Here is a 16,624-nt window from a genome sequence, read left to right as displayed (position 1 = left end):
GGCCGAACGGGAATGACGATCCTTCGCATGAACCGCCGCTATTTTCTGGGGCTTTCGGGAAGTGCCGCCATAGCGGCTTTCCTGCCGCCGAAGGCCTTTGCCGATATCCCGACGGGCAAGGCGCTGCACGGGCTTTCGGCTTTCGGTGACCTGAAATACGGTCCCGATTTTCCGCATTTCGACTATGCCAGCCCCGACGCGCCGAAAGGCGGCACGTTCAACTTCGCCCCGTCGAGCTGGGTCTGGAACCAGAATACCGATACGTTCAACACGCTCAACAGCTTCACCTTCAAGGGTGATGCGCCGCCGCGCATGGAACTGACCTTTGATACGCTGATGGCTTCGGCGCTGGATGAGCCGGATTCTGTCTATGGCCTCATTGCGGAAAGTGCGACGCTTTCCAAAGACCGCCGCAGTTGCACCTTCAAGCTTCGCAAGGAAGCGCGTTTTCACGACGGCTCGCCGATCGAGGCGAAAGACGTGCTGTTCACCTACACGACCATCAAACAGAAAGGCCACCCGACCTTACGCCAGTCGCTGGCCGGAGTGGAAAAGGTGGAGGTAACCGGCAGCCAAGAAGTGCGTATGCGTTTCGTTGAGGGGCGCGGACCGAACGCCATTCTCGACGCCGTGATTGTACCGATCCTGTCGGAAAGCTGGTTCAAGGATCGCGATTTCGAAGCGACAACTATGGAGCCGGTACTGGGTTCCGGCGCCTACAAGGTCGGGAACTTCGCCGCCGGTCAGTTCATCGAATATGACCGTGTCGAGGATTATTGGGCGAAAGACCTGCCGGTGCAGAAGGGCTTCAACCATTTCGACCGCATCCGCATCGAGTTCTTCCGCGACCGCCAGCCGCAATTCGAAGCCTTCAAGAAAGGCAGCATCGATTACCGCGAGGAAAGCGTCTCCAAGAACTGGGCGACGGCCTATGATTTCCCAGCCATCCAGCAGGGAAAAGTCATCAAGCGCACCTTTCCAAAAGAAAAGCGCCCGCTGATGCAGGCTTGGGCGCTGAACCAGCGCCGCGAACGGTTTCGCGATCCGCGCGTGCGCGAAGCAATCGCGCTCTGCTTCGACTTCGAATGGACCAACGAGCATCTCTTCTACAATGTCTATGCCCGTTCACAATCCTGCTTCAACGGGTCCGACTTTCAGGCGAGTGGTCTGCCGACGCCCGATGAGCTGAAAGTGCTTGAACGCTATCGCGGAAAACTGCCGGACGCGGTTTTCCGCGAAGCTGTGCTCATGCCGGTATCGGATGGGACAGGCCGTGACCGCGCGCAGTTTGCGGAGGCCATCAAACTGCTGGAGGCTTCAGGTTTCGAGCGCAAGAACGGCCAGTTTCACGACAAGGACGGATCGAAATTCGCACTGGAGATTCTGAGTAACTCCGAAGGCTTCACCCGCGTCTATAATCCGTTCATTCAGAAATTGCGGGCCATAGGCATTGATGCGAGCCAGCGTCTGGTGGATGCGAGTCAGTATCAGGCGCGGATGCAGGATTTCCAGTTCGACATGGTGGGTATGGCGCTGCAGTTCAGCCCGACACCGACACAGGAATCACTTGCCGGCATGTTCGGCTCCGAATCGGCCAAGGTGCCAGGCAGCTATAATCTTCCCGGCACGGAGGACCCGTTGATCGATGCGCTGATTGCGGATATCGGCAAGGTTTCAACACGCGAAGAACTCGTCGCCACAATGCGGGTGCTCGATCGGTACTTGCGTATCCGGCGCGACTGGATTCCAAATTGGACGACAGCGAATCATCTTGCGGCCTATTGGGACCGGTTCGGTTTCAAGGAGCCGAAGCCCGATTACGGCTTTCCCGTCGAGACGCTGTGGTGGATCAAATCATTATCGTGAATAAAAGAGGCAAGAGCTGTTGCTGAGTCCCAAGTGTCTGAATCAAAAAACGCCAGGCTGCGGCGAAAATGGTGATTTCGAGAACCGGAGCGCAGCGTACTTAAAGGTACGTGAGCACCGGAAGCACAGAAATTGTCATTTGCAGCCCGGCATGGCGGCTTTTGGATCAGACACGAAGAGAAAGCCGAGCTGATGGGCGCTTACATTCTCCGCCGTCTGCTCCTGATGATCCCGACGATTCTCGGCATCATGGCTATTTCCTTCGCTGTGGTTCAGTTCGCCCCCGGCGGTCCGGTTGAGCGCGTGATCGCGCAGCTTTCCGGCCAGGGCGGCGACGCTCTCGACCGCCTGTCCGGCGGTGGCGGCGATTTCGGCCAAAGTGCTGTCGACAGCGGCTCGGTCAATTCCAAATATCGCGGCGCGCAAGGGTTGGACCCGCAATTCATCGCCGATCTGGAAAAGCAGTTCGGCTTCGACAAGCCGCCGCTGGAACGGTTCGGCCAGATGTTGTGGAACTATATGCGCTTCGATTTCGGACGCAGCTATTTCCGCGACATCAGCGTGATCGACCTCATCAAGGAAAAAATGCCGGTTTCGATCTCGCTCGGCCTGTGGCTGACTTTCCTATCCTATCTGATCTCGATTCCGCTCGGCATTCGTAAGGCGATCAAGGAAGGCACCCGCTTCGATACATGGACCAGCGCCGTCATCATCGTCGGTTACGCCATTCCGAGCTTCCTGTTCGCGATCCTGCTGATCGTGCTGTTCGCAGGTGGATCGTTTCTCGACTGGTTCCCGTTGCGTGGCCTCACCTCGCCCGATTTCGCGCAGATGTCGTTCTGGGGCAAGATCGGCGACTATCTGTGGCATATGGTGCTGCCGGTCACAGCACTCGTTCTTTCCGCCTTTGCCACAACAACGCTGCTGACCAAGAATTCGTTTCTGGAAGAAATCCGCAAGCAATATGTGACGACCGCCCGCGCCAAGGGGCTGACCGAGAATCAGGTTCTCTATCGTCACGTCTTCCGCAATGCGATGCTGATTGTGATCGCCGGTTTTCCTGGCGCTTTCATATCGGCCTTCTTCACCGGTTCGCTTCTGATCGAGACCATCTTCTCCCTCGACGGGCTTGGCCTCCTTGGCTACCAGTCGGTCATCAACCGCGATTATCCCGTGGTCTTCGCCAATCTCTTCATCTTCTCGCTGATCGGCCTTCTGGTCGGCCTCCTGTCCGATCTCACCTATACGTGGATCGATCCGCGCATCGACTTCGACCGGAGGGACGTGTGATGACCGACACCACCCTCGCCCCCGCCATAAAGCCCGTAAAACGTCCGTTTCTGTCGCCGCTCAACAAGCGCCGCTGGCAGAACTTCAAGGCCAACAAGCGCGGTTACTGGTCGCTGTGGATTTTCCTGTTTCTGCTCGTCGCGGCACTTTGCGCCGAATTCATCGCAAATGACCGGCCCATACTCGTTTCCTACAAGGGCGAGTTGCTGATGCCGGTTTTTGTCGATTACCCGGAAGAGAAATTCGGCGGTTTTTATGCCGTCACCGATTATCGCGACCCGGTGATACAGGAAGAGATCGCCAATAATGGCTGGGCCATCTGGCCACCGGTCCGCTATTCCTACAACACGGTCAACAACGAGATACCGGAAGCAGCACCATCAAAACCGTTCTGGCTTTATTCGGCGGAGGAACGTTGCCAGCGTTATCCGCAGGGCGTGAGCGATTCCAATTGCCGCTTCGGCAATTTCAATCTGCTCGGCACCGACGATCAGGCACGCGATGTCTTTGCACGTGCACTCTACGGCTTCCGCATTTCGGTACTGTTCGGCCTGATCCTCACCTTCTTCTCGGCCATCATCGGCGTGACGGCAGGAGCGGTTCAGGGCTATTTCGGCGGCTGGGTCGATCTGATCTTCCAGCGCGTCATCGAAATCTGGTCCTCGATCCCGGTTCTCTACCTGTTGCTGATCATCGCGGCGATATTACCGCCGGGCTTCTGGGTGCTTCTGGGCATCATGCTTTTGTTCTCATGGGTGGCGTTCGTCGGCGTCGTCCGCGCTGAATTCCTGCGCGCCCGAAACTTCGAATATGTGAATGCGGCGCGCGCGCTCGGCGTGAAGAACGGCACGATTATGTGGCGGCATCTGTTGCCCAATGCCATGGTCGCGACGCTGACTTTCCTGCCCTTCATCCTGAACGGCTCTATCACCACGCTCACCTCGCTCGACTTCCTCGGTTTCGGCCTGCCGCCCGGCTCGGCTTCGCTTGGCGAACTTCTCGCCCAGGGCAAGAACAACCTGCAGGCACCGTGGCTCGGCATTACCGGCTTCGTGGTCATCTCGCTGATGCTGTCGCTTCTGATCTTCATCGGTGAGGCAACACGCGACGCCTTCGATCCGCGAAAGGCATTTCAATGAGTAGCGGCTCGATGAATGAAGCTCTGCTGTCCGTCCGCGATCTGTCCGTCGCATTCCGCCAGAATGGTGAGGAACGCATCTCGGTCGATCGCGTTTCCTTCGACATTGCTGAAGGTGAAACGGTGGCGCTTGTCGGCGAATCGGGATCGGGTAAATCGGTTTCGGCACTCTCTATACTGAAGCTGCTGCCCTATCCGTCTGCCAGCCATCCTTCCGGGGAAGTTCTTTTCAACGGCAAGGATTTGATGAAGGCCTCGGAACCGGAGCTGCGCCGTGTGCGCGGCAACGACATCACGATGATCTTTCAGGAGCCCATGACATCGCTCAATCCGCTGCACAGTGTGGAGCGGCAGATCGGCGAAATCCTGAAAATGCATCAGGGGATGGGCGTTGAGGCAGCGCGGACACGAACGCTGGAACTTCTGAATGAAGTCGGCATTCGCGACCCGGAAAAGCGCCTGTCAGCTTTCCCCCACCAGCTTTCCGGTGGACAGCGCCAGCGCGTCATGATCGCCATGGCGCTTGCCAACAAACCAAAACTGCTGATTGCCGACGAGCCGACCACAGCGCTAGACGTCACCGTGCAGGCGCAAATCCTGAAGCTGCTCGCCGAGTTGAAAGCCGCGCAGGGCATGTCGATGCTCTTCATCACCCATGATCTCGGCATTGTGCGCAAGATAGCCGACAAGGTCTGCGTGATGAGCAAGGGCAAGATCGTCGAGGCTGGCCCGACCAAAGAGATTTTCGAAAACCCGCAGCATCCTTACACCAAGCACCTGCTTGCAGCCGAACCGAAGGGCGAACCGCCCGCAGCCGATCCGGCAGCAAAAACGGTGATGGAAGGCAAGGACATTCGCGTCTGGTTCCCGATCAAGAAGGGGTTCATGCGGAAAACCGTCGACCATGTGAAGGCGGTGGACGGCATTGACGTAAACTTACGCGCCGGGCAGACGCTCGGCGTCGTCGGCGAATCGGGTTCCGGCAAGACGACGCTTGGCCTGGCACTTTCGCGCATGATTTCATCCAAAGGCGAGATCCGGTTCGACGGGCGCGACATCGCCAAGTTCAGCTTCAAAGACATGCGCCCGCTTCGACGTGAGATGCAGATCGTGTTTCAGGACCCGTTCGGCTCGCTCTCGCCCCGCATGACCATCGCGGACATCATCGCCGAAGGGCTGCTGGTGCATGAGCCGAAACTGTCGGCAGACGATCGCGATGCGCGCGTCGTTGCCGCGCTCAACGAGGTCAATCTCGATCCGGAAACCCGCTTCCGCTATCCGCACGAATTTTCCGGCGGCCAGCGCCAGCGCATAGCCATTGCACGCGCCATGGTGCTGAACCCGAAATTCGTCATGCTGGACGAACCGACCTCCGCGCTCGACATGAGCGTGCAGGCGCAAGTAGTCGATCTATTACGCGCATTGCAGAAGAAGCATGATCTCGCCTATCTTTTCATAAGCCACGATCTGAAAGTGGTGCGGGCACTGGCCAATGATGTGCTGGTGATGCGCAACGGCAAGGCGGTCGAATATGGTGCGGCGAAGGATGTCTTCGCCCATCCGCAGACCGACTATACCAAGGCGTTGATGGCGGCTGCTTTCCATATGGAAGCGACCGAGGGAGGAGTACAACAATGACGAACAACGATAAAGGCAATATCCTTCTGGCGATCACCGACTGGGATCCGGAAATCTGGCTGAAGACGTTTCGGGATCACGCGCCGGATCGTCCGGTGGTGACGGATCGCACGGAAAACGACCCCTCCGTCAAATATGCGCTCGTATGGAAGCAGAAGCCGGGTTCGCTTGAGAACCTGCCCAATCTGAAGGTTATCTTCTCGCTGGGCGCAGGCGTCGATCATGTCTTCCGCGATGACCGGATTCCCGATGTGCCACTGGTGCGCATCATCTCCGACGATCTCACCATGCGCATGACGGAATATGTCGTCTGGCAGGTGCTGGACCATCACCGCCTCGGGCAGCGCTATCGCAAGCAGCAGCAGAATCATGTCTGGCATGAAGACCGCCGCCAGCCTGCCGCACATGAGGTGACGGTCGGCATTATGGGCCTCGGCGTGCTGGGCCGCGATGCAGCGGAAAAGCTGAAGGTGCTCGGCTTCAACATAACCGGCTGGAGCCGTCGCCCGCAGGAGATTGAGGGCGTGCAGACCTATCATGGCAAGGACGGCTTCGGGAAATTCCTCAAGACGGCCGACATATTCGTCTGCCTGCTGCCGCTGACGCCCGACACAAAGGGCATCCTCTCCATGTCGATGTTCGCGCAACTGAAGAGCGACGGACCGCTCGGTGCGCCGGTGCTGATCAATGCCGGACGCGGCGGTCTGCAGAACGAAGCGGATATTCTGGCCGCGCTTGATCGCGGGCTTCTTTCGGCAGCTTCGCTCGACGTGTTCACGCAGGAACCGCTACCGACCAACAGTCCCCTCTGGGATCATCCGCGGGTGACCATCACCCCCCATGCAGCGGCAAGCTCATCCGCGACCGCCCTTGTGCCGCAGATTATCCGCCAGATCGAAGCTTTTGAGCGCGACGGGACGCTGGAACACATCGTCGACCGCAACACACAATATTAGAGCCGCGCATGCAGCCTCTTTTCCCTCATCCTGAGGAGCCCTCCTGAGCTTGTCGAAAGGAGGCGTCTCGAAGGACGAGGGAAAACGCACAACGCCTACCCTCGTCCTTCGACAGGCTCAGGATGAGGGGGGAAGCGTGGTGAGGGCACAAGGCGGGGTCGAGAACATCAATCGATTTGGTCAGAAACCTTCGCTCTCTAGAGCATTTCCTGTTTCGATTGAATCATTGGAAATGCTCTATCTGTTTGTTTTTACGCATGTCTTTCTCCCGAAACCGGTTTCCACTTTCGGGAGACATGCTCTAAGCAGTGATCCCAATCGCTCCATCCTCGCCGACCATCACCCGATGGCCGGCGAGTTGCTTTTGCACTTCACGGTCGAGTTCAACGGCGATAGGCACGTCATGCCCCATTTCACGGGCCACGATGAGACCAAGGAGCAGGATCGCATCCGGCTCATGCAAGACAATGGCTGCAGGGGCATGACCGCTGTGGACCAGCTCTAGAAGCACGGCAGCGGCTGATGACGACCCGATGGTTCCGGGCAGGCACAGCACACGCCCGGCAATGCTCAATCCATGCTCCGGGTGACGCACATCGGCAATGCGCCCGCTCTTTGGATCGACACCACCCCAGAAGCTGATTGGAGCGGAAAGAACCAGCGCGTCCGCATTTGCGCCCCTGCCTGCAACGAGTACGGAACTTTTCCCAATGCTCATGCTGCCTGCCTCCCGAAAACCGGTCTGCCAGCGACAGCACTTTCCACGCATTCTTCCAGCGAACCGTAAAGCACGCCATAGCCGGTATTGCCGGGTGCATAATGGGCGAACTTGCCGGAATTGGTCATCAGAACCGCATCATCCTTGAGCGGCAAAATAGGCGTTACGACCACGCATGTATCGGCAACAATGACGACGCCTGCTTTTTCAAGCGCCTGCCTGCGTCCGTCTTTCTCCAGTTCGACCAGCGCATGACGGCCCGTACAAGCATAAAGCGGCACTGCCAGCTTGCGTTCCGCTATCGCGCGCTCCAGACGGTCGAATTCCATTATCGAAAGATGCGGACTGCCAATGGCAACAGCGTCGATATGATCCACCCGCTCGACCGTCGAAAGCCGCTTGCGCGTCGCCTCGATCATGCCTCGCGTGACGCGGATGACACCTTCCGGCTTCTGATGCTGCAAGGCCGTTTCGAGGTCGGGAGCTTCCGGCGTCACGCCTGCGACGTGAAACAGACCGACAGCGCCAACCGATGCGGATGCCGCGCCGAAAGCCTTCAGATCGTCCTCAGCGGGATGAACAGGACTACCCGCAACGACACCGATATTCGTGCCCACGCTGCGACCAAACAGATTGCCGAGAATAGGCCAGGCAACCTCCGAAGACAGGAACGCCGGATCGAGTGCCGAAATATCGATCACCACCGTAGCGCGACGGTTTTCGTTGCGATGAAGGCCGTAATCGGGCGCGCAGCCTGCAATGGCGCAGGCGATATCGAGAAAGTCGCCATAGCGGTTGGTCCGCGCACCGAGAACCGAATTACAGAACACGACCGCATTGGATTCGCCCCAGGCGACATCGGTGCCCTTTGCAGGCCTGTGCCCGGCCTGATAGGGCGCACAGGTCCAGGTCGGCTCACAGGCGAGTTTGATATAAGCGCGCATCATGCGCTTGGCCATGTCGGCCTCGTGAGCCGGCAAAAGATTGCGCGAGCAGCCCGTCAGATCGATGGAACCGACATTGAGCGTCGAACGCACCTTGACCGTTGCACCACCCTCGACCAGCTTTTCAGCAAAAAGCGTTCCACTGTCGCCGTGATAAAGCGCACCATCAATATGCGCGGATGCAATCGGAATGAGACGCGGCGCGCCCATCAATCTCGCCGTATCGGCCACGATGCGCATGGCCATCGCGGCGCCTTCTCCTCGTTCCCCGGCGGCTATAGACCGCTCTTCATGGGTTAATGTCAGTGCCACGCGTGATCTCCTTGCGCATGGTTATGGATGTGGGGCGACTATAGCCCGGATGCGCGGTCTCGGCGATCTTGCTGTAACCGAGTTTTTCAAATACCGCCCTGTTGCGCGTAAGCTCGATGCGCACCTGCAACTCAATCGATGGCTTGCCTTTTGCAATCGCAACATCTTCCGCCTTTTGTATCAGCAACCGCCCGATACCTCTTCCTTCAAAGGCGGGTACGACGGCAAGCTTGCCGAGATAAAAGCCGTCGGTCTTTTCCCGTATGAAGACACAGCCTATCAGTTCATTGCCAATGAATGCGGCAAAACCGGTTTCCTCCTGCGCCTTCTGCCTCAGATTTTCCACCGTCAACAGAATTGCTGATGAAGGCGGATCGATCACGCCGTCCATATAGGCGAAGCTGTCGCGGATGAGGTGAAGTAGTTCCTCCCATTGCCGGAAATTCTCGCCAATCGCTTCAACCCGCAGAGCTGTCATTTGGGTTTGCGCGCCTTGTAGCGAATGGTCTCAAAACGGACATTAAGCGCATTATAGAGCAGCAAACGACCAACCAGCGGTTCACCGATGCCGGTGATGAGCTTGATGACTTCCATCGCCTGCAGGCTGCCGATCACACCTGGCAAGACGCCAAGCACACCGGCTTCCGCACAGGTTGGCACCGTTCCAGGCGGCGGCGCTTCGGGAAAGAGATCGCGATAAGACGGATTCTGTGCGCCATCTGGACCAATCGCATAGGGCATCAGGACAGTCACCGTCCCATCGAAACGGCCCATCGCACCAGTCACCAATGGGCGCCCAACTTTCGCGGCAGCATCGGCCAGAGTATAGCGCGTTGCGAAATTGTCCGAACCATCCACCAGAACGTCATAATTGCCGATCAACGCTTCGACGTTGTCGGCATCGAGGCGAAGCTGGTGCCCCTCGACCATCACATGCGGGTTGATGCGGGCAATGGTGGCAAGCGCGCTTTCCACCTTTGGCTGGCCGACGCTTGCCGTATCATGAATGACCTGCCGCTGCAGGTTCGACAGCGAAACCGTATCGTCATCGACGATGCCGAGCGTGCCGACACCCGCAGCCGCCAGATATTGCAGCACAGGCGCGCCAAGACCGCCTGCGCCGACGATCAGCACACGGGCGGCCTTCAGCTTTTGCTGGCCTGGCCCGCCGATTTCCGGCAGCACGATATGGCGCGCATAGCGTTCAAGTTCTTCGGACGAAAATGGTCTGGATGGTGCATTCATACCTCTAAACATATGCCTCTCCCAAGGCGCTGTCAGCGGATATTTTGCCTCACGGCACGATCCCCAAATGGAACCGGCTTTTGGATCAGGATTATGTGTCAGATAGCCTGGTGAGATGACCGGAAGAGACGTTGAAGAATTGTGCTTCCCCTTCAAGCGCTTCAAAAAGCGCGCGATCGGTGCCAGTCATGAAAGCCTGCCCGCCCAGTTCATCAAGGATGCCGAATAATGCCGCGCGGCGACCGGTATCGAGATGCGCGGCGATCTCATCGAGCAGGAGTATGGGAGCCATGCCGGAAAGCTCTGCCGTCAGTCGCGCATGGGCAAGCACCAGACCGATCAGCAACGCCTTTTGTTCACCCGTGGAACAGAGCGCGGCGGGCATGGCCTTGGGGCGATGCTGGACAATCAGATCGGTGCGATGCGGGCCATCGAGCGTGCGGCCTGCCGCCCGGTCACGTGTGCGGCCATCGCGCAGGGTACGGCGGAAATCTTCTTCGAGATCAAGTGCCGCCTCGACATTGATTCTCTGCTCCAGTGTCCCCTCCAGAAAGCAATCGGCTTTTGGAAAAGGCCCCTCGGCAGGCAGCCGTTCGATCATGGCCGCGATCAGCCGCATGGCTTCAGCGCGGGCGGCGGCAATAGCCGTGCCCAGTTCCGCCATCTGGCTTTCAATCGCATCAAGCCATTGGTCGTCATTATTGCCGTCGTTCAGCAACCGGTTTCGGCTGCGCATCGCTTTTTCATAATCGAGCACACGCTTGCCGTGGGCAGTATCGATGGCAAGCACCATGCGATCAAGAAAACGTCGGCGATCAGAAGCGCCTCCGGTGAAAAGTCCATCCATCGATGGCACTACCCAGAGGATGCGCGCGTAATCGAGCATATCATCGCCGGAGGCCGCAATACCGTTGATACGAACCTTGCGACCGCCCTCGCCACCGCCTGCCGTACCGGTCCCGATTTCAGCCTCTCCATAGATCATGCAGTCGAGTGCCGCATGAATGGCAAAGCCGTCGAACGAGTTGGTGCGTGCGACATCGTCATAAGCGGCGCGGCGCAGACCACGCCCCGGCGACAGAAAGGAAAGTGCTTCGATCAGATTGGTCTTGCCGGAACCATTTTCACCGGTCAGCACCACATGGCCGGGACCAAGCGGCAGCGACAATTCTGCATAGTTGCGGAAATTGGCAAGCTTAAGCCGCCGGATCGAAACACGGTCCGGGCGGCTTTGATCAGGTTCAGACATATTCACGTTTGAGTACTTTAGACGCGCATCGGCATGAGAACATACAGCACATCTTCATCGCCGGTATCGCGCACCAGCGTCGGCGAGCCGGCATCAGCCAGCATGAAGACGGCATCCGAACCCGAAAGCTGGCTGGTAATGTCCAGCAGATATTTGGAATTGAAGCCAATATCCAACGGATCGGAATCATAATCTGCAGCCAGCTCATCGGTCGCGCTGCCCGAATCGGGATTGTTGACCGTCAGCGTTAGCTGGCCATCGGCAATCGAAAGCTTGACCGCCCGGCCACGTTCGCTCGAAATGGTTGAGACGCGATCCACAGAGGCCGCAAATTCCTGGCGACCGATGGTGAGTTTCTTGTCGTTGCCGGAGGGAATCACACGCTGGTAATCCGGGAAGGTGCCGTCGATCAGCTTCGAGGTGAGAACCACTGATCCAACCGTAAAGCGGATCTTGGCATCAGACAGTTCGACCGTGACGACCATATCCGGCACATCAACCAGTTTCTGTAGTTCGGCAACCGTCTTGCGCGGGATGATGATGCCCGGCATGCCTTCCGTGCCGGACGGCGCTTCCAGTTCGGCACGCGCCAGACGGTGACCATCGGTCGCGACAGCGCGCAGCTTCAGGGCGCCGTCGCTTTCGATGGCGTGGAAGAAAATGCCGTTGAGGTAATAACGGGTCTCTTCCGTCGAAATAGCAAACTGCGTGCGGTCGATGAGACGCTTCAGCGCCTGTGCCTCGATCCGGAAGGAGTGGGTGAACGCTCCTGCAGTCAGCTCCGGGAAATCGGACTGCGGCAGGCACTGTAGGCGGAAGGACGATTTGCCGGAAATGACCGACATGGAACCGCCATCCGGGTTGGTCGACAGCATGACTTCAGCACCGTCCGGCAGCTTGCGGACGATATCATAGAGTAGATGCGCCGGAACCGTCGTGGCGCCAGCCTGTTCCACCATAGCAGCCGTTGCTTCGTTGACCTCGAGATCAAGGTCGGTTGCCTTGAGTGCGAGGCTTGCGCCCTCAGCCTGCAAAAGCACGTTCGACAGAATCGGTATCGTGTTGCGGCGCTCCACGACGCGATGGACGTGGTTGAGAGATTTGAGAAGGTTCGATCGCTCTAGGGTAACACGCATGTTCAAACGCACTCGCTCGCTGGGACAGGGCAACTGCATCTGACGGGCAGGCAGGCGGCCCCTGTCGATAAGGCGCCGGGGCGCCAGAAGGTCCGTTAAAGTGGCAGATTTTTAAGGAGAAAAGCAAGCCCGCGCCGTGTCGGAAAGCGACAGGGCCCGGGCTTTTTGTTGATAACCGCCGTTGATAGAGCGGTTCCAGTTAAAACGGAATCAGTAGAACCGCTCTATCCTTTTGTTTTTACGCATTATCCTACGCAAAACCGCTTCGCACTTTTGCTGGAAATGCTCTAGCGGCGAAGCTTTACCCATCAGGCAGCCTGATCGTTGATGAGGCGCTTCAGAAGCTCAAGTTCCTGTGCCAGCTTGGTGTCGGCACCGACCAGATCCTCGATCTTGCGCACGGCATGAAGAACCGTGGTGTGATCGCGCCCACCGAAGCGGCGGCCGATTTCCGGCAGAGAGCGCGGCGTCATCATCTTGGCGAGATACATCGCGACCTGACGCGGCTTGACGATGGTGCGCGTGCGGCGGTTGGACAGCAGGTCCTGCTTCGAGACATTGTAATGACGTGCCACAATGCGCTGGATTTCCTCAATGCGGATACGCTTTGGCTCGCCAACGCGGGTCAGATGGCCCAGTAGTTCATCGACGCGATCGATGGAAATATTCGGCTCGAAAGACTGTCGGAACAAGAGCTGGTTGAAAGCGCCTTCCAGTTCGCGGCCCGATCCGGTGACGGTGCGGGCAACGTGAGAGAGAATCTCTTCGCTAATGGTAAGGCTCGAATCTTCTGCCTGTGCAGCAGCCAGACGGCGGCGCAGCATCTCGACCCGCATATCGTAGTCAGGAGCCGCCACCTCGAGCGCAACACCACCCTGAAGACGCGAACGAACGCGGACATCGAGCGATTCCAGTTCGGAAGGCGCGCGGTCGGCAGCAACCACGACCTGCTTGGCGCTGTCGAGCAACGTGTTCAGGAGATGGCAGAACTCGTGCTGGATCGACTTGCCCTGCAGGAACTGCATGTCGTCAATGACGAGAAGGTCGATATCGCGGAGCTGTTCCTTGAAGGACAGCGCATTGTTGTCGCGGATTGCGGTTGCGAAGCGCCACATGAAATATTCAGCCGTCAGATAGACAACGCGAGCCTTTTCCTGACGCTGGAGCGCAGCGGCGGCAATTGCCTGCAGAAGGTGCGTCTTGCCGAGACCGACCGAAGCATGGATGAAAAGCGGATTGAAACGCACGGCGCTGGAACCGGCTTCCGCGATGGTGCGGGCTGCAGCAAGCGCCACGCGATTCGATGCGCCGTCGACAAAGCTGTCGAACGTATAGCGTGGGTCGAGCGGCGACCCCAGAACCGAGCCCGAAGCCGATTCTGCAACCACTGCGGAGCCGCGCTTTTCGCCGAAAGCCTGCCCGCCAAAAGACTGCCCAAGAGGAAACACCATCTTTTCGCGCGGAGCGACGGCGGGCTTGCTGTCTGCCGCATCGCAGGTTTCCACCGGAGCTGCACTGCGCACCACCCGGCTCACACCGCGAACGACAACTTCAACCTTGAGAATCTGGGCGTTTTCTTCCTGCCACAGCTCAGTCAGAAGTTCGGAATAATGATTGTTGATCCAGGAGCGCAAAAAAGCCGTCGGAACCGACAGGCGAACAATGCTCTTGGAGATGTCGTCGAGCTTCAGACGACCGAACCAACTGGAATAGATCTCGGTTCCGACGCGGGCTTTCAGCTTTGCCGTAAGGCGCTCGAAAACCTCGTCACCGGCATTGCCGCTCAACTCGACCAGGCTCTTGTCATTTCCGGTAGCAGAAGATCCGCGGACGCGGTTCGCATGTGCATCATCACCCGTCGTTGCCGTCGATTTGCCGGTCATCATTGCCATCGTCTCGCCTGCCTTCACATTCGTACGCGCCCTTTTTCGGCGCTTGTCATTTTTTCCTGTCTGAACTGCGGATTATTATCCGTCCTGTCCGACAGGTACTCACTCACAAAGCCCGGCTCTACAGCTCTGGGCCAAACACAAACTCAAACGGTCCCATCAGGACCAACACCCGGATACTCCTTCCCGGCGACCTTTTTACGACTCACAACACTTTTACCGGAGGCTGATTGCCCGGAACGAAATCCGCCACAACCATTCAATTGTCGGGGACATGCCTAAAACGGCATTCCGGTTAATGAACGGTAAGCAAACAACCATGAGGAACAGGACCTTACGACCAGAATATAACACCCGCGGGCCGTGACGCCCACGCCGACAAACTCTCTATTTGATGCTAACTCCGAGCCGGTGGCTCACCCCTCTTATGCCCTGACTTTAGCGAAGCCTCGCCGCAAAGGGCAAGCCTAGGAAAGCCACATTTTTTTGCTGAAAGCCCTTGCAGGGGGTCTTGGCAAATCGAGGGAATCGGATGCCAGCGAAATAACACCTTTGGATTCAATGCGTTTTCAGAGGGCAATTTTTAGGTGGTCCTGATATGTTCTGCCTGAAAATAAATTTAAAAATTTCCCTTGACTCAACCCCCCTTCCGAGTCCCTAAACCAGCCTGTGGATAACAGTGGATAAGAATCTACAACCTTTTGAAAACACTGGCTAAATCCTTGGGCACGAGATTGGCCGCCCTCTGAAATATTCCAGCTAGGCATTGAAATATCTCTACAATTCAAGGTGGAGCGAAAGAACACAAGTTCTCCGAAAATCGCTCAAAAAAGAAAACCCGGCTAACAATGAGCCGGGTTTCGAAACTGATCCATAAGAATGGATGAATGTTTAGGCGTTCAGAGCCTTAACGCGCTGGGCAAGGCGAGACACCTTACGCGAAGCGGTATTCTTGTGCATCACGCCCTTGGAAGCAGCGCGCATCAGTTCAGGCTCAGCAGCCTTGAAAGCGACTTCCGCAGCCTGCTTGTCGCCGCTCAGCAGAGCGTCTTCCAGCTTGCGCACGAAGGTGCGAACGCGCGAACGGCGGGACTTGTTGATTTCGGTGCGGGCAGCGATCTTGCGCACTGCCTTCTTGGCCGAAGGAGTATTGGCCATAAATGCCTCTCTTTTTTCTGTCAGCTAGCCAGGGGCATAAACCGCCGGGCACAAAACCTCTAGGGCAGCCGAGAAAATCCCTTGAAGATCCCTGGGGGCCGCCGATCCGTGGCGGGCTTATAGATCAGCTTTGGCGCGGCGTCAACGTGGATTCTGCCCCATGGGGCGATCAAGAACCCGCAAACCCGGCCCGAAAGCCCGCCAAAAGCAACTTGGAGGCTCCCGGATAGCGGTCATCGGGGCGGCCTTTCGACCGCCGGCCGACCAATCAGCGATTCTTGAACGCTGGTGTGCGCTTGTCGATGAAGGCTGTCATGCCTTCCTTCTGGTCTTCCGTCGCGAAGAGCGAATGGAACTGGCGACGCTCGAAGCGAAGTCCTTCACTCAACGTCATTTCATAGGTGCGGTTGACCGCTTCCTTGACCATCAGCACGGACGGGCGTGAGAAGGATGCGATGCGTTCGGCGGCCTTCAATGCCTCGTCCAGAAGCTCTTCTGGCGCAACAACCCGCGAGACGAGACCGCTGCGTTCTGCTTCCGCCGCGTCCATCATGCGCCCCGTCAGGCACATATCCATCGCCTTGGACTTGCCGACATAGCGCGTGAGACGCTGCGAGCCGCCCATGCCAGGCATCACGCCGAGCGTGATTTCCGGCTGGCCGAACTTGGCATTGCTGCCCGCGATGATGAAATCGCACATCATGGCCAGCTCGCAGCCGCCACCGAGCGCATAGCCGGAGACCGCCGCGATGATCGGCTTGCGGACCCGATCCACCTTCTGCCAGTCGGAGAACATATCCTGAAGATAGGCGTCCACAAAATCGATCGGCTGCATTTCCTTGATGTCCGCGCCGGCGGCAAAAGCCTTTTCGGAGCCCGTCAGGACGATTGCGCCGATCTTGCCATCCGTATCGAAAGCGCCGAGAGCTTCCGTCAGGTCGTCGAGCACTTTGCGATTGAGGGCATTGAGCGCCTGCGGGCGGTTGAGGCGGATGAGGCCGACGCCGCCACGTGTCTCGACGATGATCGTTTCATAGGCCATGAATTTGAACTCCTCCTTCAACGGCAAGCTTATTGGCGGGCAA

At 57.9% G+C, this 16,624-nt stretch carries 14 protein-coding genes; 5 read left to right on the top strand and 9 right to left on the bottom strand.

Translation table 11 applies throughout. From position 1 onward, the window contains the following. Positions 1 to 12: 12 nt before the first annotated feature. From FIB18_RS10515 to FIB18_RS10495, 5 genes are all read left to right on the top strand, one after another. Positions 13 to 1,866 (top strand): extracellular solute-binding protein, encoded by a 1,854-nt coding sequence (locus FIB18_RS10515; protein ID WP_140020651.1) that lies wholly within the window; start codon positions 13 to 15, stop codon positions 1,864 to 1,866. A gap of 192 nt (positions 1,867 to 2,058) precedes the next feature. Next, entirely contained in the window at positions 2,059 to 3,156 is a 1,098-nt protein-coding gene (locus FIB18_RS10510; RefSeq protein ID WP_140020772.1) for a microcin C ABC transporter permease YejB, read from the top strand. After that, positions 3,156 to 4,295: an ABC transporter permease gene (locus FIB18_RS10505; RefSeq protein ID WP_140020650.1), complete on the top strand. Its 1,140-nt coding sequence runs from the start codon at positions 3,156 to 3,158 to the stop codon at positions 4,293 to 4,295. Before FIB18_RS10510 ends, FIB18_RS10505 begins: the two co-directional genes overlap by 1 nt. Positions 4,296 to 4,306: 11 nt before the next feature. Further along, positions 4,307 to 5,932 carry an ABC transporter ATP-binding protein gene (locus FIB18_RS10500; RefSeq protein ID WP_140020649.1) on the top strand — a complete coding sequence of 542 codons (1,626 nt, stop codon included), beginning with the start codon at positions 4,307 to 4,309 and terminating at the stop codon, positions 5,930 to 5,932. After that, the gene (locus tag FIB18_RS10495; RefSeq protein ID WP_140020648.1) at positions 5,929 to 6,888 is read left to right on the top strand and encodes a 2-hydroxyacid dehydrogenase; all 960 of its coding nucleotides are present in this window, start codon (positions 5,929 to 5,931) and stop codon (positions 6,886 to 6,888) included. Before FIB18_RS10500 ends, FIB18_RS10495 begins: the two co-directional genes overlap by 4 nt. A 301-nt stretch (positions 6,889 to 7,189) precedes the next feature. On the opposite strand, the gene FIB18_RS10490 is transcribed toward FIB18_RS10495, so the two are convergent. The 9 genes from FIB18_RS10490 to FIB18_RS10450 all read right to left on the bottom strand — a co-directional run bounded on the left by FIB18_RS10490 (position 7,190) and on the right by FIB18_RS10450 (position 16,581). Next, the gene (locus tag FIB18_RS10490; RefSeq protein ID WP_140020647.1) at positions 7,190 to 7,606 is read right to left on the bottom strand and encodes an aconitase X swivel domain-containing protein; all 417 of its coding nucleotides are present in this window, start codon (positions 7,604 to 7,606) and stop codon (positions 7,190 to 7,192) included. Continuing rightward, a complete protein-coding gene (locus FIB18_RS10485) occupies positions 7,603 to 8,862 on the bottom strand; it encodes an aconitase X (RefSeq protein ID WP_174977412.1) in 1,260 nt (419 codons plus the stop codon). Before FIB18_RS10485 ends, FIB18_RS10490 begins: the two co-directional genes overlap by 4 nt. Continuing rightward, positions 8,840 to 9,340, bottom strand: coding sequence for a GNAT family N-acetyltransferase (locus FIB18_RS10480; protein ID WP_140020646.1), 501 nt, complete (start codon positions 9,338 to 9,340; stop codon positions 8,840 to 8,842). Before FIB18_RS10480 ends, FIB18_RS10485 begins: the two co-directional genes overlap by 23 nt. Further along, positions 9,337 to 10,119 (bottom strand): molybdopterin-synthase adenylyltransferase MoeB, encoded by a 783-nt coding sequence (locus tag FIB18_RS10475; RefSeq protein ID WP_174977411.1) that lies wholly within the window; start codon positions 10,117 to 10,119, stop codon positions 9,337 to 9,339. Before FIB18_RS10475 ends, FIB18_RS10480 begins: the two co-directional genes overlap by 4 nt. Before the next feature lie 79 nt (positions 10,120 to 10,198). Beyond that, positions 10,199 to 11,356 (bottom strand): DNA replication/repair protein RecF, encoded by a 1,158-nt coding sequence (gene recF, locus FIB18_RS10470; protein ID WP_140020645.1) that lies wholly within the window; start codon positions 11,354 to 11,356, stop codon positions 10,199 to 10,201. A 17-nt stretch (positions 11,357 to 11,373) separates the two neighbouring features. Beyond that, positions 11,374 to 12,492 carry a DNA polymerase III subunit beta gene (gene dnaN / locus FIB18_RS10465; protein WP_140020644.1) on the bottom strand — a complete coding sequence of 373 codons (1,119 nt, stop codon included), beginning with the start codon at positions 12,490 to 12,492 and terminating at the stop codon, positions 11,374 to 11,376. A 308-nt stretch (positions 12,493 to 12,800) separates the two neighbouring features. Then, positions 12,801 to 14,378, bottom strand: a complete 1,578-nt coding sequence (gene dnaA / locus FIB18_RS10460) for a chromosomal replication initiator protein DnaA (RefSeq protein ID WP_140020769.1) — start codon at positions 14,376 to 14,378, stop codon at positions 12,801 to 12,803. A gap of 894 nt (positions 14,379 to 15,272) precedes the next feature. Beyond that, complete coding sequence (gene rpsT, locus FIB18_RS10455; protein ID WP_010657809.1) at positions 15,273 to 15,539, bottom strand: 30S ribosomal protein S20; 267 nt, start codon at positions 15,537 to 15,539, stop codon at positions 15,273 to 15,275. A gap of 268 nt (positions 15,540 to 15,807) precedes the next feature. Further along, positions 15,808 to 16,581: an enoyl-CoA hydratase gene (locus FIB18_RS10450; protein WP_140020643.1), complete on the bottom strand. Its 774-nt coding sequence runs from the start codon at positions 16,579 to 16,581 to the stop codon at positions 15,808 to 15,810. Positions 16,582 to 16,624: the final 43 nt, after the last annotated feature.

The sequence above is a fragment of the Brucella pecoris genome (genome assembly GCF_006376675.1).
In the GTDB taxonomy this organism is placed as follows: Bacteria; Pseudomonadota; Alphaproteobacteria; order Rhizobiales; family Rhizobiaceae; genus Brucella; species Brucella pecoris.
Note: the sequence above shows the minus strand (reverse complement) of the source record. Positions and strands in the feature narration are given on the sequence as shown.